12 protein-coding genes and 3 tRNA genes are annotated in these 18,170 nt (G+C 70.5%); 7 read left to right on the forward strand and 8 right to left on the reverse strand.

What is annotated here, in order from left to right; translation table 11 throughout:
- Window positions 1-94 precede the first annotated feature (94 nt).
- From ACIOC0_RS11765 to ACIOC0_RS11780, 4 genes are all read right to left on the reverse strand, one after another.
- Window positions 95-1,699 (reverse strand): carboxylesterase/lipase family protein, encoded by a 1,605-nt coding sequence (locus ACIOC0_RS11765; protein WP_402154795.1) that lies wholly within the window; start codon window positions 1,697-1,699, stop codon window positions 95-97.
- Between the two features lie 136 nt (window positions 1,700-1,835).
- Window positions 1,836-4,289: a glycoside hydrolase family 3 C-terminal domain-containing protein gene (locus tag ACIOC0_RS11770; RefSeq protein WP_402154797.1), complete on the reverse strand. Its 2,454-nt coding sequence runs from the start codon at window positions 4,287-4,289 to the stop codon at window positions 1,836-1,838.
- A 138-nt stretch (window positions 4,290-4,427) separates the two neighbouring features.
- Complete coding sequence (locus tag ACIOC0_RS11775; RefSeq protein WP_402154799.1) at window positions 4,428-5,822, reverse strand: prolyl oligopeptidase family serine peptidase; 1,395 nt, start codon at window positions 5,820-5,822, stop codon at window positions 4,428-4,430.
- A 170-nt stretch (window positions 5,823-5,992) separates the two neighbouring features.
- Window positions 5,993-7,435 carry a CitMHS family transporter gene (locus tag ACIOC0_RS11780; RefSeq protein WP_402154801.1) on the reverse strand — a complete coding sequence of 481 codons (1,443 nt, stop codon included), beginning with the start codon at window positions 7,433-7,435 and terminating at the stop codon, window positions 5,993-5,995.
- 182 nt (window positions 7,436-7,617) lie between these two features.
- Here ACIOC0_RS11780 and ACIOC0_RS11785 point away from each other — a divergent pair, with 182 nt between their 5' ends.
- The 3 genes from ACIOC0_RS11785 (at window position 7,618) to ACIOC0_RS11795 (ending at window position 10,969) form a co-directional block, all read left to right on the forward strand.
- Window positions 7,618-8,544, forward strand: a complete 927-nt coding sequence (locus ACIOC0_RS11785; RefSeq protein ID WP_402154803.1) for a LysR family transcriptional regulator — start codon at window positions 7,618-7,620, stop codon at window positions 8,542-8,544.
- Window positions 8,545-8,775: 231 nt separating this feature from the next.
- Entirely contained in the window at window positions 8,776-9,993 is a 1,218-nt protein-coding gene (locus ACIOC0_RS11790; RefSeq protein WP_402154804.1) for a CaiB/BaiF CoA transferase family protein, read from the forward strand.
- 25 nt (window positions 9,994-10,018) lie between these two features.
- Window positions 10,019-10,969 carry an HpcH/HpaI aldolase/citrate lyase family protein gene (locus tag ACIOC0_RS11795; protein WP_402154806.1) on the forward strand — a complete coding sequence of 317 codons (951 nt, stop codon included), beginning with the start codon at window positions 10,019-10,021 and terminating at the stop codon, window positions 10,967-10,969.
- Window positions 10,970-10,988: 19 nt separating this feature from the next.
- Here the strand turns inward: ACIOC0_RS11795 and ACIOC0_RS11800 are convergent, their stop codons facing one another.
- From ACIOC0_RS11800 to ACIOC0_RS11815, 4 genes are all read right to left on the reverse strand, one after another.
- Window positions 10,989-11,186 (reverse strand): hypothetical protein, encoded by a 198-nt coding sequence (locus ACIOC0_RS11800; protein WP_402154808.1) that lies wholly within the window; start codon window positions 11,184-11,186, stop codon window positions 10,989-10,991.
- A gap of 675 nt (window positions 11,187-11,861) precedes the next feature.
- Window positions 11,862-11,938: transfer RNA gene (locus tag ACIOC0_RS11805), tRNA-Ile, on the reverse strand.
- A 188-nt stretch (window positions 11,939-12,126) separates the two neighbouring features.
- Window positions 12,127-12,199: transfer RNA gene (locus tag ACIOC0_RS11810), tRNA-Asn, on the reverse strand.
- Window positions 12,200-12,204: 5 nt separating this feature from the next.
- Window positions 12,205-12,277 (reverse strand) — tRNA-Asn (locus ACIOC0_RS11815).
- Between the two features lie 161 nt (window positions 12,278-12,438).
- Between ACIOC0_RS11815 and ACIOC0_RS11820 the strand changes: the two genes are divergently transcribed.
- The 4 genes from ACIOC0_RS11820 to ACIOC0_RS11835 all read left to right on the forward strand — a co-directional run bounded on the left by ACIOC0_RS11820 (window position 12,439) and on the right by ACIOC0_RS11835 (window position 18,071).
- Window positions 12,439-12,744, forward strand: a complete 306-nt coding sequence (locus ACIOC0_RS11820; protein WP_130436903.1) for a YtxH domain-containing protein — start codon at window positions 12,439-12,441, stop codon at window positions 12,742-12,744.
- Between the two features lie 87 nt (window positions 12,745-12,831).
- Complete coding sequence (locus ACIOC0_RS11825) at window positions 12,832-14,283, forward strand: FGGY family carbohydrate kinase (protein ID WP_402154810.1); 1,452 nt, start codon at window positions 12,832-12,834, stop codon at window positions 14,281-14,283.
- Between the two features lie 126 nt (window positions 14,284-14,409).
- Window positions 14,410-16,143, forward strand: coding sequence for an ABC transporter ATP-binding protein (locus ACIOC0_RS11830; RefSeq protein ID WP_402154812.1), 1,734 nt, complete (start codon window positions 14,410-14,412; stop codon window positions 16,141-16,143).
- Window positions 16,143-18,071: an ABC transporter ATP-binding protein gene (locus ACIOC0_RS11835; RefSeq protein ID WP_402154814.1), complete on the forward strand. Its 1,929-nt coding sequence runs from the start codon at window positions 16,143-16,145 to the stop codon at window positions 18,069-18,071. The genes ACIOC0_RS11830 and ACIOC0_RS11835 overlap by 1 nt, the downstream gene beginning before the upstream one ends.
- Window positions 18,072-18,170: the final 99 nt, after the last annotated feature.

Raw genomic sequence — 18,170 nt, forward strand, 5'->3', positions numbered from 1 at the left:
TCCCTGACGCTCCCTGACGCTCCCTGACGCTCCCTGAGCAGGGTCGGGGACCGGCGCGGTGGCTGATGCTCCGTTCTGCCGGCCCCCGACCTGCTCAGAGGTGCTGTGTGCCCGGCATGGTGTCCCAGAACGCGCACTGGTGTTGCGTCGAGTACCGGTCGTCGTCGATCAGGGCACTCCTGCCCCCCGCCCGCAGCGACAGCATCAGACCCTTGCCCCTGTGATAGCCGGGCCAGGCCGTCTGCCCGGCGACGGACGGACGGCCGGTCTTCGTGAACGCGCCCCAGTACCGCGTCATCTCGCGGGCGAGCCGGCGCTCGTCGGCGTTGAACAGCGGGGCGATGGGCGTGCCGTTGTTGAAGCTGGGCCAGATGTAGGCGAGTTCCGCGGCGTGGCCGGCCCCCCAGACGTAGCCGGGGATCTGCGTAAGGCCGGGGCCGGTCCGGTGGTCGAACTCGTACGCGTAGGTGGGGGTGTACCGCTCGAGGGTCCGGGCGAGCGAGCGGAGCCCACACCCGCCGATCCCCGCGATCATCCCCGAGTCGGTCATGATCCCGCCGATGAGGTACGCCGCGGTGTACCGGTCGGACGTGTCGGGCCAGGGGTAACGGGCGAGGACCTCTTCGGCGCGGGCGCCGGCGATGCCCTGGACGAAGGCCAGGTAGGCCTCCTTGCCCGCGCCTGTGTAGCCCGCGGCGAAGGTGCGGCCCTCGTCACGGGTGGCGCCGACGACCACGGGCACGCGGGTGAACTCCCCGCTGTCCAGCGCCTCGCCCACCTTGGTCGGGAACGTCGGGGTCCCGTCCACGAAGCCGGCCGAGAAGGTCCGGCTCGCGTCGAGGAGCGTACCCGCCGGAGCCGACCGCAGACAGTCGAGGACGGCCGCCCGGGCCGGGCCGTCGCAGCCCGCCTGCCGGGCGAACGCCGTCCCGGCGGCCTCCGCCCGGGTCTGCGGCCCGCTGGGGCAGGAGCCGCTCTGGATCATGGCGCGGGTGAACAGCCCGCGCGAGCCCGGCGACACCAGATGGCCGCAGACGGACCAGCCGCCCGCGGACTCGCCGTCGATGGTGACCTCACCGGGGTCCCCGCCGAAAGCGGCGATGTTGCGCTGCACCCAGCGCAGCGCGGCCTGCTGGTCCATGAACCCGTAGTTGCCGGACTCGCCGCCCTCCTGGGTGAGGGCGGGCAGGCCGAGGAAGCCGAAGGCGCCGAGCCGGTAGTTGAGCGAGACGCCGATGACACCCGTCTCCTTGACGAGCTTCGACTCGTCGTTCTGCGAGCCGCTGCCGTTGGTCAGGCCACCGCCGTGGATGAAGACGTGCACCGGAAGACGGGCGCCGGCCCGCACACCCGACGGCCGCCACACGTTGACGTCGAGGCAGTCCTCGGTCTCGCTGCGCGGTCCGTTGCCGCTGGGCAGTACGGGGCAGGGATCGCCGAAGCCGGCCGCCTCCCGAACGCCGGTCCACCGCGCCGCGGGCCGCGGCGGTTTCCAGCGCAGGGCGCCGGTGGGCGCCGCCGCGTAGGGGATGCCGAGGAACCTCTCGACGCCGCTCGAGGTGGCGCCGCGCACGGCGCCCTTGTCGGTGGGTACCACGGTCGGCGCACTCGCGGACGCCGTCGCGGGCAGCAGCCCGACGACGGCCAGGGACATGACCAACGCGCCGCCCAGGACAGTACGGATTCTGCTGGCAGTCATGGATGGGACCTCTCTGGCCGGGTGCCGGCCACGTCGGTGCGGCCGGCACCCTTGCTGGTGGGGGCAGGGAGCCGGGCCGGGGCCGGCCCGGCATCAGACGCCGCTCGTCACCCGGCCGATGTTGCGAGCCGGACGGTCAGCGGGTGACGTCGACGCCGCCGTGCAGGGGGAGCGTCCGTGACGAGGAGCCGACCCACACCTCCCGGTGCCCGGTGCCGAGCACCCAGGAGTGGGAGGACGAGTTCCAGTACTTCAACTGCTGTGCGTCGACCCGAATGCGTACGGTCTTCGACTGACCGGCGCGCAGACGCACCTTCTGGTAACCGCCGAGCGAGCGCACCGCCTGGGGCGCGGTGATCTTCGGGCTCGCACCGACGTAGACCTGGGCGACCTCGTCACCGTCGCGGGTGCCGGTGTTCTTCAGGGTGAACGAGACGGTCAACTCGCCGTGCCTCTGCCGGACCGCGAGGTCGCGGTAGGCGAAGGAGGTGTACGACAGGCCGTGGCCGAAGGGGAACAGCGGGGCGGCCTTCTCCTTGTCGTACCAGCGGTAGCCCACGTAGACGCCCTCGGAGTAGTTCTCCTGGTTGTCCACTCCGGGGTACCTGAGCGGGTCACCGGCGACCGGTGTGACGGACTCGCTCGCGGGGAACGTCTGCGTGGTCTTGCCCGACGGGTTCACGTCGCCGTAGAGCAGCCGGGCGGTGGCCTCCGCCCCGTTTTCCCCGGGGTAGTACGTGTCGAGTACCGCCTTGACCTTCGACAGCCACGGCATGGTGATCGACGATCCCGTGTTGAGGACGACGATCGTGTTCGGGTTGGCGTCGGCGACGGCGGAGATCAGCCCGTTCTGGCCGGCCGGCAGGGAGAGGTTCTTCCGGTCGAAGCCCTCGGTACCCTCGTCGTAGGCGAAGACGATGGGGGTCTTCACCTGGCGGGCCAGGGCCACGGCCTGCTCCCGGGCGGCCCGCGCGGCCTGCGGGGTGACCCAGTTCAGCCGGATCTTGGCCGGTGCGCCCTGGATGGCGAGGGCGCCGGCCGTGAAGCTGTGCGTTCCCGCCGTGAGGTGCACCGTGGCGCTGCTGGAGCCCAGGAAGCCGGTGATGACGCTGCTGCCGTCGATCTTCAGCGTGCCGTACGCGGCGGGAAGGTCGTAGGCGAAGGAGTAGTCGCCGTCGGCCGGCACCGTGAGGGTGCCGCTGTGCTCGAAGGAGGCGTCCGGTGTGACGGTGATCGTGCCGTCCGAGCCGACCGGCAGGGCGGGGCTGAGGGCCGTCGCGGGAATGGCGACGCCGGTGTTGTCGACGCCGGTCGCGTAGCGCACCGTGGCGTTCCGGCCGGCCCGGCGCGTGATGGTGGCCAGCGGCGAGGCCGCGGAGTCCGGTACGACGTAGGAGCTGCCGCCGCCGGTGACCTTGGGCGTCTTCGCCGTCGGGCCGATGAGTCCGATGCTGGTGTTCTTACCGGTCAGCGGTAGTGCCTTGCCGGTGTTCTTCAGCAGGACCGAGCCGGACTCGGCCACCCTCTGCGCGATCTTGGCGCCGCCCTTCGGGTCGCGTGCGGGCCGCCGGCCCGCGGCGCCGTCGAGGAGACCGAATTTGTTCATCTGGCCCAGGATGCGGGCGACCGAGTCGTTCAGCTTCGAGACCGGAATGGTGCCGTTCGTTATCGCGGACTTCAGTTCGTCGCCCAGAAAGACGCCGCTCGGCATCTCCTGGTCGAGGCCGTTCACGATGTCGGTCGTCGCGTGGGCCGCACCCCAGTCCGACATGACCCAGCCCTGGAAGCCCCACTGCTCCTTGAGGACGGAGTTGAGAAGGTCGTGACTGCCGCAGCCGTGGCTGCCGTTCACCGAGTTGTACGAGCACATCACCGCACCGGCGCCGGCCTTGACTGCGGCCTCGAAGGCGGGCAGCTCGATCTGACGCAGGGTCTGCTCGTCGACGTTGACGTTCACCCCCATGCGGTTGTCTTCCTGGTTGTTCTCCGCGTAGTGCTTGACGGTGGCGATCAGGCCCTGGCTCTGAACGCCCCGGATCTCGCCGGACACCATGCGGGAGCTGAGCAGCGGGTCCTCGCTGAAGGTCTCGAAGTTCCGCCCCGCGTACGGCACCCGGATGATGTTCGTCATCGGTGACAGCAGGACGTCCTGGCCGAGCGCACGGCCGTCACGTCCGACGACCTCGCCGAACGTGCGGGCCAGTCGGTCGTCGAAGGACGAGGCGAGCGCGACCGGCGCCGGCATCGCGGTGGCGTGCGCGTTGACCCGTACGCCCGCCGGACCGTCGGTGAGCCGCAGCTCGGGGATGCCGAGGCGGGGAACCCCGGGGATGTATCCGGCCTGGCCGAGCGCACGGGGATCGGTGCCTCCGTGGACGAAGGACAACTTCTCGTCAAGTGACATCCGGGCGATGAGGGCGGCCACGCGGGGAGACACGCTGACGGTGACCCGGGCGTCGCCCGCGCCCGAGGCGCCGGGGGCCACGACCGTGCCCGCGGCAAGGAGCACCGCGCTCGCTCCCGCGACCAGGGCCGTGCGGCGCAACCGGCCTGTCCTGCGACGTCGTACCGATGTGCGATTGAGCTCCATGCGGGCTCCTCGTCTCTGATGGACGGATGTGAGAGGGCGGATCGGGCTGACGGCGGACGACGGCAAGCGACTTTTTCTGCCGATCTCCGGGTGGTGTCCGCCACGGTGGTGGACCGGGTGACCGCCACGTGCGGCCGACTACCGGGACTGTTCGAAGAGCCAGTCGATGACCACGTCGTTCTCGTACGTCTGGGCCCATGCGAAGTGCGGGTTCACCGGTGTCGTTCCGGGCGTGTAGCTCGTGAACAGGACGTGACTGCGCGCGGCCCGGGCCTGCCGCAGGAGTTCCCGCGACCGGGCCTCGAACTGCGCCTTCGGCAGATCGTTGGCCCACTCCCCGCGGCTGACCGGTGCACCGGCGGTCTCCAGCGCGTTCATCAGTGTCCAGGTGCCGGGTTTGCCGAACCGGCCCTCCCGGTAAGGGACGACCGGGTCGTCGACGGAGTGGTCGGCCCACATCGGAATGTGCGTGATCCCCTCCATGGCGGCCGCGTCGCCCCAGCCGGCCGTGGGCAGGGCCGCCGCGAACACCTCGGGTCGCTTCGCCAGCAGGCTGTAGATGCCACGCCCGCCCGAGGACAGGCCGACGACATAGAGCCGGTCCGTGTCCACGCTGTGGGCGTGCTCGCTCACAAAGGTGTCGATGAGTTCGATCAGCGCGGCCTGGACCTTGGCGTCGGTCCAGTCCGTGCCGTCGGGTCCGTCCATGGGACGGGGCAGGGGGATCTGCGGGGAGAGGACGAACGCGGGGTTGCGGCGCTGTCGTTCCGGTTCGGCGAACGTGACCGCGATGCGGTTGGCCGTGAGCTGGGTCATGTTGTTGTCCGCGACTTCGCCACCGCCGTGCAGGGTGACGACGAGCGGGTACCGCGTGCGCCTGTGAGGATCGCGTACGAATCCCTCGGGCCGGTACAGCCGGAAGTCCAGTTCAGAACCCGCGGAGTCGGTGAAGGAGCCGGCGGCGAAGTCGTCGACCACGGGAGTGATGATGTCGTTGTTCCGGCTCGCGAACGGACCAGCCCTGAGCACCGGTTCACCTCCCGGGGTGCGCACGTCCGCGACCTGTCTGACGGAGTAGGCGCGGTCGAGTGGAAGGGGATCGGTGCCGGCGGCCCGCGCATGGGAGTCGTTCGGGTCGAGCTCGACGATCAGGCGGTCCCCCGGCCGTCCGGGATCGGATCGGTCGTCCACTTCGGCAGCGTTGTTGGAGTAGACCCGGGTCACCGTGCGAGCCGCCGTCCGCCCTCCCACAGTGGCGTTCACCTGGAAGGCGGAGGGCGGGATGGCCCCGCTGCGTAAGTCGATGCGATGCGAGTACTGGATGGCGACCGCTGTCACCAGCCAGTTGTTCCTCGGCGTCACCCGCGTGACGAGGTCCGTCCGCAGAACCGGATTGGATCTCCGGGCCGCCTGTCGTCCTTCGGACGTGGATGTCGTGGTGTCGGCGGCCGCGGCGGCCGCCGTGCTCACGGCCGGCGCCGTGACCGCACCTGCCGTGACGGTGAGCACCGTGCGTCTGGTGATCCCTCTCATGGGTCCTCGTCTCGGTCGGTGGGGCACCCGGACCAGGTGCCTCTGTGTGGATCCGGTCGCCCGCCTCCGGACTCCCGGAAGCGGACGGCACGTTGTGGGCCCGAGCGGCATCGCGGTGGCTGCCGGGAGTCCGTGACCGGCGGAGGCTCCGCTCAGGCCCGGGACGCCGGTCACAGGGAGAAGGCGCCGGTCACCAGGGCGCCGGCGGTCATGACGAGGGTGGTGGCGAAGGCCCAGCGGAAGATGAAGCGCTGATGTTCGCCGAGGGACACACCGCTCATGCCGACCAGGATGAACGTGGACGCGGTGAGCGGGCTGAGCGGGAACCCCGTGGTCATCTGGCCGAGGACGGCGGCCCGGGCCACCTCGGCCGGGTCCGTGCCGAACCCGTTCGCGGTCTCGGCGAGTACCGGCAGCACCCCGAAGTAGTAGGCGTCCGGGGTGAAGAGCAGGCTCAGCGGCATGCTGGTGACGGCCACGGCGACAGGCAGGTGTGACCCGAAGGAGTCGGGGACGACGGAGACGAGCGCCTCGGCCATCTCGTCGAGCATCTTGGTGCCGCTGAGGACTCCGGTGAGGACTCCGGCCGCGAAGATCATCGTGGTGACCAGGACCACGCTCTTGGCGTGCTTGTCGAGCAGCGCCTGTTGCTGTTCCCAGGTGGGGTGGTTGACCAGCACCGCGATCGCGAACCCGAGGACGAACAGCACCGGAAGCGGCAGCACTTCCCGAATCAGGCAGACCACGAGGGCGACGGTGAGCAGGAGATTGAAGATGTTCAGCCAGGTACGCGGCAGCGGTGGGATCCGGACGGTGCCGGGCCCGTCTCCGGGGGATCGGAGGGGCTGCCGCTCGTGCCCATCGGCCGTCGTGGTGGTGGTCCGCCCGCTCGACTCGGCAGCCGCGGCAGTCGTGACAGTCGTCGAAGCGGCGGGTTCACGGTCGTCCCACTCGTCCTCGCCCTTGTCCACGTCCGTGGCCGGGCCCCGCGGGGACAGCGCGCCGAGACGGTTGCGCTCCCGGCGGCCGAGCAGGTACGAGGCCACCAGCACCCAGGCGATGCCGAAGCCCATCGCGGGCAGCACGGGGTTGAACACCTCGGAACTGTCCAGTTTCAGCGCCGCCATGGCGCGTACGGTCGGGCCACCCCAGGGGACCATGTTCATCACGCCCGCGCCCAGGCAGACCACTCCGGACAGCACCAGGGGGTTCATACCGAGCCTCTTGTAGACCGGCAGCAGCGCGGAAACGGTGATGAGGAAGGTGGAGGCGCCGTCGCCGTCCAGGGCCACGCACAGCGTGAGGACGGCCGTGGCGACGGTGATCCGCAACGGGTCGCCCCGCGCCACGCGCAACAGACCGCGGACCAGGGGATCGAAGAGCCCGGCGTCCACCATCAGGCTGAAGTACAGGACTGCGAAGGCGATCATGATGCCGGTGGGGGCCACCTTGGACAGCCCGCCGAGAATCAGCTCGCCCAGATCGGCCGCGAATCCCCCGATGAGCGCCGCCAGCACCGGAAGCACAATCAGAGCGACCAGCACCGAGGCGCGTCGGGTCATGGTGAGCAGCAGTATGACGGCGATCGTGGCGAAGCCCAGGGCTGCCAGCATGGCGGCGCTCGCTTTCTCGGGGACGACCCTCGGCGGCGGTAGGCGGGGGGCTGGGCGGGGACAGACCGAGGTGTTACGCGAGAGTTTCGAAGCACCGACGGATCGGTGTCCAGCATCAAACCGAGATCTGTTCATGCCATAAGCGCATCAATTCAAGCGGGCGCGCCCTATTCTCGTGGGCCATGGAGGACACCACCTTGCGGCAACTGGCGGCGTACACGGCCGTCGCCCGGGCTGCGAGCTTCACCGCGGCGGCCGCGGAGATGCACGTGTCCCAGTCCTCGCTCAGCCGCGCGGTCGCGGACCTGGAGCGACTGCTCGGCGTCCAACTCCTCGAACGGGACACCCGTAACGTGCAGTTGACCGCGGCAGGCGTCGAGGCCCTGCGCATCGCCGAGCAGATCGTCACCGCTCACCGGGCGGGCATGAAGGAACTCCGGCGATTCCTGCTCGGCGAGTCGGGAACAGTCGCCGTGGCCACCCTTCCCTCGGTTGCCGCGGTACTCCTGCCGCAGGTGATCTCCGACTTCCGCGAGCGGCGGCCACAGGCGGCGGTACGCCTCCTCGACGGCCTGGAGCGGCTGGTACTGGAGCGGGTCCTGTCCGGTGACGCCGACTTCGCGATCACCACCGTCGGGAACCCGCACGAGCAGTTGGAGCGCCGCCCCCTGGTCGGAGACCGCTTCGTCGCGGTGCTGCCGGAAGGCCACCCGCTCGCCGACCGCCACGAGATCCCCTGGGACGACCTGGCTCGTCAGCCGTTCCTGGCCGTCGGGCGCGGCTCGAGCGTGCGCCGGCTCACCGATGCGGCGTTCGCCCAGATCGACGCGCATGCGGTACCGGCGGCCGAGGCGGGCAGTATCGCGACCGTGGGCGGACTGGTGGCCGCCGGCCTCGGGGTGTCGGCGATGCCCGCCCTCGTGCTCCCGCTGATGGGTGCCGGGCCCGTCGTCTGCCGTCCTCTGGTGGACCCCGTGGTGCACCGGCGCCTGGACATCGTGCTGCGCGTCCGGCGAACGCTCCCCACCGTGACGGAGCGGTTCCTGGATACGCTCGAAGAGTTCCGCCTCCAGGGCCGCTCCCTTCCGCCCGGGGTTTCCTGGGCATGAGGCCGCCTGGAGTGTGCCGGGGGCCCGAAGCTCCGCGCCACCCGGGTCGCCCAACGCACCCGCCCCTTCCCGTTTCATGCGTTCTTCGCATTGATTGATGGCCTTCTGTTGCTCGACAGGCATTTCTCGGCTCCTGCAACCTGAAGACCCGAATCGCGACGACCGTGTCGCACCAACGCAGACGACGCGGTCGGGAACCAAGGCGAACCGCAGGGGTGAGGGAGCACATCGGTGTCGGACGACGAGCGGAACACCACCGGACGCGGGCAGTTGCAAGGGCTGAAAGTGGTCGAGTTCGCCCATGTGGTCGCCGGGCCGCTGGCGGGCTCGATGCTCGCCGACCAAGGGGCCGACGTCGTACACGTGGAACCCCCCGGCACCGGAGACGCGGCCCGCGCCATGGGGCCGCAACGTGACGGTGTCCCCCTGTGGTTCAAGGTCGCCGGCCGTAACAAACGCTCGGTCACCCTCGATCTGCACCACGAGGCCGGCCGGACCGTCGCCCGCCGACTCGTCGCCTGGGCTGACGTCGTCATCGTCACCCTGCGCGCCGGGCGCCTGCGCAGCTGGGGACTCGACTGGGACTCCGTGCACCGGATCAACCCCCGGGCCGTACTGCTGCAGATCTCCGGCTTCGGCGCCACCTCGTCACAGGCGGACGCCCCAGGCTTCGGCAAGATGGGTGAGGCGCGCAGCGGAGTCGTCCACCTGACCGGCTTTCCGGACGGCCCGCCCGTCCACACCGGGTTCTCGCACGGCGACGCCGTGACCGGCCTGATGGGCGCCTACGCCGTCCTCGCCGCCCTGCACCGCCGTGACCACGACCCCGGGTTCGACGGCGAGTGGATCGACCTCGCTCTCTTCGAGTCCCTGTACCGTCTCGTCGAGTGGCAGGTCATCGTCCACGACCAGTTGGGACAAGTGCCCGAACGCTCAGGCAACCAGCTGGCGGTCGCCCCTGCGGCCGTGATCAACACCTACCGCTCCCGCGACGGCGAGTGGATCACGGTGACCTCCGCGACGCTGCGCTCGGTCCGCAACATCGCCTGTCTCCTGGGACTCCCCGAGAAGGAGTTCGCCACGGCGCGGCAACAGCACGACCGGCGGGGACAACTGGACGAGGGCCTGCGGAACTGGGTGGCGGAGCGTGGCACCGGCGAGTGCCTCGAAGAGTTCGCCCGTGCCGAAGTCGTGGCCTCACGGGTGTTCGACGCCGCGGACATCGCCGCCGACCCCGTGTACGCCGAACGCGAGGACATCGTCACCGTCGATGACCCCGACCTCGGTCCGGTGCGCATGCAAGCGGTGATCCCGCACTTCCGGCAGCGGCCCGGCCGGGTCTGGCGGACGGGTCCCGCCCTCGGGCAGGACAACCACCTCGTCTACGGGCAGTGGCTCGGACTCAGCGAGAACGAGCTGGCCGACCTGGAGAAGAGCGATGTCATCTGAGACGTCTTCAAAGAGGCTTGCCGAGGTGGACGCGGGAACGGTCGGCCGGCCCCCGCTGCGCTCCCTGCTCTTCGTCCCCGGCACCAGAACCGACTGGCTGCCCAAGGCCCGAGCGGCGGGCGCCGACGCGGCCGTCCTCGACCTGGAGGACGCGGTGCCCGCCCCGGGCAAGCTCACAGCCCGTGCGCAGGTGGCCGAGGCCATCGCGCGGGCCGCCGCCGCGTCGGCCGATCAGGCGGGACGGATGGCGCTGTTCGTCCGTGTCAACCCGCTGGGCGGTTGGGCCGGGGCCGAGGAACTGCGCGCGGTCGTAGGGCCCGGGCTCGCCGGTATCGTGCTCCCCAAAGTCAGCTCCGCCCAGGACGTGAAGCTTGCCGACCGGCTGCTGGGCTGGTGCGAACAGGAACAGGGCCTGCCCCCGGGACAGGTCGCTCTGATGCCCCTGCTGGAGACGGCCCGTGGCTTGCGCGAGGCCTACGACATCGCCCGAGCCGCCCCGCGTATCGCCTACCTGGGCGCTCTCACCGCACCCGGCGGCGACGTGGAACGCGCCGTCGGTTACCGCTGGAGCCCGGAGGGAACCGAAACGGTGGCACTGCGCTCCCGCGTTCTGCTGGACGCCAGGGCAGCCGGAGTGCCGTGCCCGGTCAGCGGATTGTGGACGCGCATCACCGACCTGCCGGGGCTCCGCGCCTTCGCCGAACAGAACCGCTCCCTCGGCTACGAGGGGATGATGGCGATCCACCCTTCCCATGTCCCCGTGATCAACCAGGTGTTCTCTCCCAGCCTCGACGAACTGGACCGCTGCGCACAGCTGATAGCGGCGGTCGAGGCGGCACAGGAGGACGGGAGGGGCGCTGTGACCTTCCGAGGCGAGATGGTCGACGAGGCCATGGCCTCTACGGCACGCCTCGTTCTCGGACGACACGGGGCGCAGATCCGGGTGACTGATGAACTCCCGCCGTCCGGCCTGTGATCAAGAACGCCACCCGCGATCAGGGAGGAGATGATCTGGTGGTCGATGGGCAGACGTTCGGCGCGGCGTCAGCCATCGATCGGCTCTCCCGGAAGCCGTTGACGAGGAACGACGGCACGTGGTCCAAGGGCTGGTCCTCGACGAGGGGCGGGCGGGGGAAGGGGCCGAAGAGCGCGGGCAGGGCGGTGAGCGCCTCGGCGCGGGCCAGGGGGCCCAAGAAGTGGTGTGCAAGCGTGGCCGAAGGCCACGCTGTGGGCGCAGTTTCCCCCTTCGGGCTGTTTCCTGGCTCCGTCGGCCATCGCCAGGACGCGCGCTCAGCGGCCACCTGGCGCCGGACACCACCAGGTGCACCTGGCATCCCAGCGGTGCCGTCCCGCATGGCTGTCCTGGCGACGCCCGTGCGGCGCGACCAGTCAGTGGTCGCCTGCCGGGCGACAGCGTCGGGCCCGCCCGGAGAGCAGGTACCGCGGCGGGCACTCTCGGGCGGGCAGCTACAAGCGCAGTGGGCGAGCGGACCACTGATGCGCACGAGCCCCTCACGCCGAGGTGTCGATGCGATCGGGCTCCTTCAAGGCGAGGCCGAACCGGGTCAGCACGGAAGCCTCTCGGGCGACCGGACAGTGAGCCCACGGACGGTGGTCAGCGAACCTCACCGAAACCCCTCGTCCCCAACATCACGAAAAGAAGCCGAGGAGACGCTGCCGGCTCATGACGTTGATGAGGCACACGTCCTGATCATCAGCATTGCCGCAGGTCAGCGCGACGTCTGCTCGGCTAGGGAGCAAGAGTCTCGCCCCGCTCCGAAGTCCCGAGCAGCGGATTCAGTCCGTTGAACGGTAGTTGGCGCTCCGACACCTCACGAGGAACGTCTCCGCAGGTCAGAGGACTGCACTGGTGGGGCGGGTGGGACTCGAACCCACGGCCGGCGGATTATGAGTCCGCTGCTCTAACCGGCTGAGCTACCGCCCCATAGCGGCGTGTCGCGTACATGTGTGCGCGCCGTCTGCCGCAGCATAGCCGCTCATACGATCTCACGCTTCGGCTGGTCCGCCGTCGCACGCGGCCTCGGGGGCCGTGCCGCGACCTGCGGGGTTCCCGGCGGCGCCGAGGCCGGGGCCGACATGAAAAAGGACCCCTGAGGGTCCTCGATCACGATGCTCCCCCGACTGGACTCGAACCAGTAACCTGCCGGTTAACAGCCGGCTGCTCTGCCAATTGAGCTACGGAGGACCGAGCTCCCCCGACTGGACTCGAACCAGTAACCTGCCGGTTAACAGCCGGCTGCTCTGCCAATTGAGCTACGGAGGAATGCCTCGTCGCATCGAACGTGCCGACCTGGGTATTCGCCAGGGGGCGGGCGCTCGCTGCGACACATACATTAGCGCAAGCAGGGGGGTGCTCCGCCAATCGGTTCCCTTCCGGCACCGATGCCGCACCTTGCAGACCTACACGAGGGAAGGGTGGCCGCCATGCGCTACCGGCTCACGTTCGTCGTCGGACTCGCCCTGGGCTACGTGCTGGGCACGCGGGCCGGGCGCGAGCGCTACGAACAGCTCAAGAAGTCCGCCCGGCAGATCGCGCAGAACCCCGCCGTGCGCAACACCGCGGAGACGGCGGCCCAGCAGAGCCGCCAGTTCGCGGGCCGCGCCTACCACGTGGTGAGCGACAAGGTCGGTGACCGGATGCCCGACTCCGTCGCCGACCGGGTGCGCTCGCTGCGCGAACGGTCCGTGCACAGCAACGGTTCCGACGACTGGGGCACCAGCAACACCTGACGCCCGCACCACCCCGAGAGACCCGGTCGACCCCGGGACCACCCGAGCCGACACGGTCACCCCCCGCCGTGCGGCAGAATTTTCGCCATGGGGATAGTCGCCGGGTTGGACAGTTCACCCGATTTCACTCGCATCGTGGTCTGCGACGCGGACAACGGGGCCGTGCTCCGGCAGGGGTACGCGCCGCATCCGCTGGAGGGCGCCGAGGGTGGCGGCCGCCCCTCCGACGTCGATCCGCAGGCCTGGCTGCTCTCCCTCGGGGAGGCGGCCGGCGGCGGACTCCTCGAAGGGGTGCAGGCCATCGGTGTGTCCGCGCAGCAGAACGCGGTCGTGCCGCTGGACTCGCAGGGCAACACCGTGCGCCCCGCGATGGTCGGCGGTGACAAGCGGGCGCAGGTCGCGGCGGCCGACCTGATCGACGCGCTCGGCGGGCGCCAGGCCTGGGCACAGGCCGTGGGTTCCGTGCCGCAGGCCGCGCATCCCGTCACCAAGCTGCGCTGGCTGGCGAAGAACGAGCCCGACGCCGCCCTGCGTTCCGCGATGCTGATGCAGGCCCACGACTGGCTGGTGTGGCAGCTGCTCGGGCGGCCCGTGCGCCGGACCACCGACCGGGGCGGCGCCTCCGGCACCGGCTACTGGTCGGCCGCCACCGGCGGCTACCGGCCCGACCTCGTCGAGCTGGCGCTCGGGCACCAGGCCATGCTGCCCGAGGTGATCGGCCCGGCCGACGCGGCCGGCACCACCCCGGAGGGCCTGCTGATCTCCGTCGGCACCGGTGAGACCATGGCCGCCGCGTTCGGGCTCGGCATCGGCCTCGGCGACGCCGTCGTCTCGCTGGGCGCGTCCGGCTCGGTGATGGCCGTGCATCCCGAGGCCCTCGTCGACCCGAGCGGGATGATCACCTCGCTCGCCGACGCGACGGGCATGCACCTGCCCGTCGTCACCACCCTGAACGCCGTACGGACCCTGCGCGGGGCCGTCGAACTGCTCGGCGTGCCGGACCTGGAGAGCCTGTCGGAGCTGGCGATGAAGTCGACGCCGGGATCGCACGGGCTGGTGCTGCTGCCCTATCTGGAGGGCGAGCGCACGCCGAACCTTCCGCACACGGCGGGCACGCTGACCGGCCTGCGGCGCGAGTCGATGAAGCCGGAGCACTTCGCGCGGGCCGCCTTCGAGGGCATGCTGTGCGGGCTCGCGGACGCGCTGGACGTGCTGCGCGGCCGGGGCGTGGAGGTGCGGCGGGTGTTCCTGCTGGGAGCGGCGGCCGAGCTGCCGGCCGTGCAGGCGGCGGCGCCCGCGCTGTTCGGGGCGCAGGTCGTCGTACCGCAGCCGGCCGACTACGCGGCGATCGGTGCCGCCCGGCAGGCCGCCTGGGCGCTCGGCGTCTCCCAGGGCACCCTCGACCCCCGCAACCCGCCGCGCTGGAACGGCGCGGCGGCCCAGGTCCTGGAACCGGGCGACGACCTCGCCGTCGGCCAGGCCGTGCGCCAGCAGTACGTGTCGGTGCGCGAGCAGACCCACCCGGGGGCGTTCCGCTAGCCGCCGGCGGTGGCGTACAGCACGGCGTTGCCTCGATATTCAGTTGAGGTAACGCCGGTCGCGTGTCCGACGATAGGGGCCACGGGCAACCAACTGCCCCGCCTCGCCGACTCCGAGAGACGTAGCGTGCTCATACGACTTCTGCGGACCTGTCTCAGGCCCTACAAGAAACCCATCGCCCTGCTGGTGGCGCTGCAGTTCCTGCAGACCTGCGCCACCCTCTACCTGCCCACCCTCAACGCCGACATCATCGACGACGGCGTCGTCAACGGGGACACCGGAGCGATCCTGTCCTACGGCGGGCTGATGATCGGCATCTCGCTGGTGCAGGTGCTGTGCAACATCGGCGCCGTGTACTACGGCGCGCGGACCGCCTCCGCGCTCGGCCGGGACCTGCGCGCCGGGGTCTTCGACCGGGTGCAGGCCTTCTCCGCCCGCGAGGTCGGCCAGTTCGGCGCGCCCTCGCTGATCACGCGGACGACGAACGACGTCCAGCAGATCCAGATGCTCGCCCTGATGACGTTCACACTGATGGTGTCGGCGCCGATCATGTGCGTGGGCGGCATCGTCATGGCGCTCGGTCTGGACGTGCCGCTGTCCGGGGTGCTGGTGGCCGTGGTGCCCACGCTGGGCGTCTGCGTGACGCTGATCGTACGGCGGCTGCGGCCGCTGTTCCGGTCCATGCAGGAGCGGCTGGACACGGTGAACCGGGTGCTGCGCGAGCAGATCACCGGCAACCGCGTCATCCGCGCCTTCGTCCGCGACGAGTACGAGGAGCAGCGCTTCCGGAAGGCCAACACCGACCTCACCGACATCTCGCTGCGCACCGGCAACCTGCTCGCGCTGATGTTCCCGGTGGTCATGACCACCGTCAACCTGTCGTCGATCGCCGTGGTGTGGTTCGGCGCGCACCGCATCGACAGCGGCGGGATGCAGATCGGCGACCTGACGGCGTTCCTGGCCTACCTCATGCAGATCGTCATGTCCGTGATGATGGCCACGTTCATGTTCATGATGGTGCCGCGCGCGGAGGTGTGCGCCGAGCGCATCCAGGAGGTCCTGGGCACCGAGTCGAGCGTCGTGCCGCCGTCGTCGCCGGTGCGCGAGCTGCGCCGGCACGGCCATCTGGAGCTGCGCGCCGCCGGCTTCCGCTACCCGGGCGCCGAGGAGCCGGTGCTCAAGGCGGTCGACCTGGTGGCCCGGCCGGGCGAGGTGACGGCCGTGATCGGCTCGACCGGCAGCGGCAAGTCGACGCTGCTCGGGCTGGTCCCGCGGCTGTTCGACGCCACCGACGGCGAGGTCCTCGTCGACGGGGTGCCCGTCGCCGACATCGATCCGGAGTTGCTCGCGCGGACCGTGGGGCTCGTGCCGCAGCGGCCGTACCTCTTCGCGGGGACCGTCGCGAGCAACCTGCGCTACGGCAACCCGGACGCCACCGACGAGGAGCTGTGGCACGCGCTGGAGGTGGCGCAGGCCGCGGGGTTCGTGCGGGGGCTGGACAGCGGGCTGGACTCGCCCATCGCGCAGGGCGGCACCAACGTCTCCGGCGGCCAGCGGCAGCGGCTCGCGATCGCGCGCACGCTCGTGCAGCGGCCGGAGATCTACCTCTTCGACGACTCCTTCTCCGCCCTCGACTACGCCACGGACGCGGCGCTGCGGGCGGCGCTCGGCCGGGAGACCGCCGAGGCGACCGTGGTGATCGTCGCCCAGCGGGTGGCGACGATCAGGGACGCCGACCGGATCGTCGTCCTGGACGAGGGCCGGGTCGTCGGGGCGGGTACGCACGCCGAGCTGATGGCGGACAACGAGACCTACCGGGAGATCGTGCTCTCCCAGCTGACGGAAGCGGAGGCTGCCTGATGGCCGGGCCCATGGGGCGCATGATGGCGGGGCAGGGGCCGGAGAACCGCTCGCTGGACTTCAAGGTGTCCGGACGGCGGCTCCTCGGCCGGTTCAAGGCCGAACGGCTCACCCTCTACGCGATGCTGTCCTGTGTCGTGCTGAGCGTGGGCCTGAACGTGGTCGGGCCGAAGATCCTCGGCAAGGCCACCGACCTGGTCTTCGCGGGCATCGTCGGGCGGCGGATGCCGGCGGGGGCCGACAAGGAGCAGGTCCTGGACTCGATGCGGCAGCGCGGTGACGGCGCGGTCGCCGACATGCTCCGCAGCACCGACTTCACCCCCGGCCAGGGCATCGACTTCGACGCGGTCGGCCGGGTCCTGCTGTTCGCGCTCGGGGTGTTCCTCGTCGCCGGCCTGCTGATGGCGGTGGCGACGCGGCTGGTCAACGCGGCCGTCAACCGCACGATGTTCCGGATGCGCGAGGACGTGCAGACGAAGCTGTCGCGGCTGCCGCTGTCGTACTTCGACAAGCGGCAGCGCGGTGAGGTGCTGTCCCGGGCGACGAACGACATCGACAACATCGGGCAGACCCTCCAGCAGTCGATGGGCCAGCTCATCAACTCGCTGCTCACCATCATCGGCGTGCTGGCGATGATGTTCTGGGTGTCGTGGATCCTCGCGCTGGTCGCGCTGGTCACCGTGCCGCTGTCGGCGGTCGTCGCGGCGCGGGTCGGCAAGCGGTCGCAGCCGCACTTCGTGCAGCAGTGGCGCTCCACGGGCAAGCTGAACGCCCACATCGAGGAGATGTACACCGGGCACACCCTGGTGAAGGTGTTCGGCCGTCAGGAGGAGTCGGCGCGGCAGTTCGCCGAGCAGAACGACGCGCTGTACGAGGCGGGATTCCGGGCGCAGTTCAACAGCGGGGTCATGCAGCCGCTGATGTTCTTCGTGTCGAACATCAACTATGTGCTGGTCGCGGTGGTCGGCGGGCTGCGCGTGGCGTCGGGCGCGCTGTCCATCGGCGATGTGCAGGCCTTCATCCAGTACTCGCGCCAGTTCTCGATGCCGCTGACGCAGGTCGCGTCGATGGCGAACCTCGTGCAGTCGGGCGTCGCCTCCGCCGAGCGGGTCTTCGAACTGCTCGACGCCGAGGAGCAGTCGCCGGACCCGGTGGCGGGCGTGCGGCCCGAGGAGCTGCGGGGGCGGGTGGCGCTGGAGGGCGTGTCCTTCCGGTACGACCCCGAGAAGCCGCTGATCGAGGATCTGTCGCTGGTCGTCGAGCCCGGGCACACGGTCGCGATCGTCGGCCCGACGGGTGCGGGCAAGACCACGCTGGTCAACCTGCTCATGCGGTTCTACGACGTCTCCGGCGGGCGCATCACCCTCGACGGCGTCGACATCGCCGCGATGTCGCGGGACGAGCTGCGGGCCGGGATCGGCATGGTGCTGCAGGACACCTGGCTGTTCGGCGGGACCATCGCGGAGAACATCGCCTACGGGGCGTCCCGGGAGGTCACCCGGGGCGAGATCGAGGAGGCGGCGCGGGCGGCCCACGCGGACCGGTTCGTGCGGACGCTGCCCGACGGGTACGACACCGTCATCGACGACGAGGGGAGCGGGGTCAGCGCGGGTGAGAAGCAGCTGATCACCATCGCTCGGGCGTTCCTGTCGGACCCGGTGATCCTCGTGCTCGACGAGGCGACGTCCTCGGTGGACACCCGTACGGAGGTGCTGATCCAGAAGGCGATGGCGAAGCTGGCGCACGGGCGGACGGCGTTCGTGATCGCGCACCGGCTGTCCACGATCCGGGACGCGGACACGATCCTCGTGATGGAGAACGGCTCGATCGTGGAACAGGGTTCGCACACCGAGCTGCTCGCATCCGGTGGGGCGTACGCGCGACTGTACGAGGCTCAGTTCGCGCAGGCGGTGGCGGAGGTGGACTGACCCGGCTTGTCCGCACCCTGGGGGCTCCGCCCCCAGCCCCCCGACCTGTGCCCACCCACCACCCGACTCGGTCGGGAAGGGGGTGGGCGAACCCGGCTC

Source organism: Streptomyces sp. NPDC088254, from assembly GCF_044740925.1.
Lineage (GTDB): Bacteria > Actinomycetota > Actinomycetes > Streptomycetales > Streptomycetaceae > Streptomyces.

Bases quoted from the DNA above. Each gene is read 5' to 3' on its own strand.
- ACIOC0_RS11820 (WP_130436903.1), top strand. From the start codon at position 12,439: ATGCGCTACCGGCTCACGTTCGTCGTCGGACTCGCCCTGGGCTACGTG.
- ACIOC0_RS11825 (WP_402154810.1), top strand. From the start codon at position 12,832: ATGGGGATAGTCGCCGGGTTGGACAGTTCACCCGATTTCACTCGCATC.
- ACIOC0_RS11770 (WP_402154797.1), bottom strand. From the start codon at position 4,289: ATGGAGCTCAATCGCACATCGGTACGACGTCGCAGGACAGGCCGGTTG.
- ACIOC0_RS11780 (WP_402154801.1), bottom strand. From the start codon at position 7,435: ATGCTGGCAGCCCTGGGCTTCGCCACGATCGCCGTCATACTGCTGCTC.
- ACIOC0_RS11765 (WP_402154795.1), bottom strand. From the start codon at position 1,699: ATGACTGCCAGCAGAATCCGTACTGTCCTGGGCGGCGCGTTGGTCATG.
- ACIOC0_RS11835 (WP_402154814.1), top strand. From the start codon at position 16,143: ATGGCCGGGCCCATGGGGCGCATGATGGCGGGGCAGGGGCCGGAGAAC.
- ACIOC0_RS11785 (WP_402154803.1), top strand. From the start codon at position 7,618: ATGGAGGACACCACCTTGCGGCAACTGGCGGCGTACACGGCCGTCGCC.
- ACIOC0_RS11775 (WP_402154799.1), bottom strand. From the start codon at position 5,822: ATGAGAGGGATCACCAGACGCACGGTGCTCACCGTCACGGCAGGTGCG.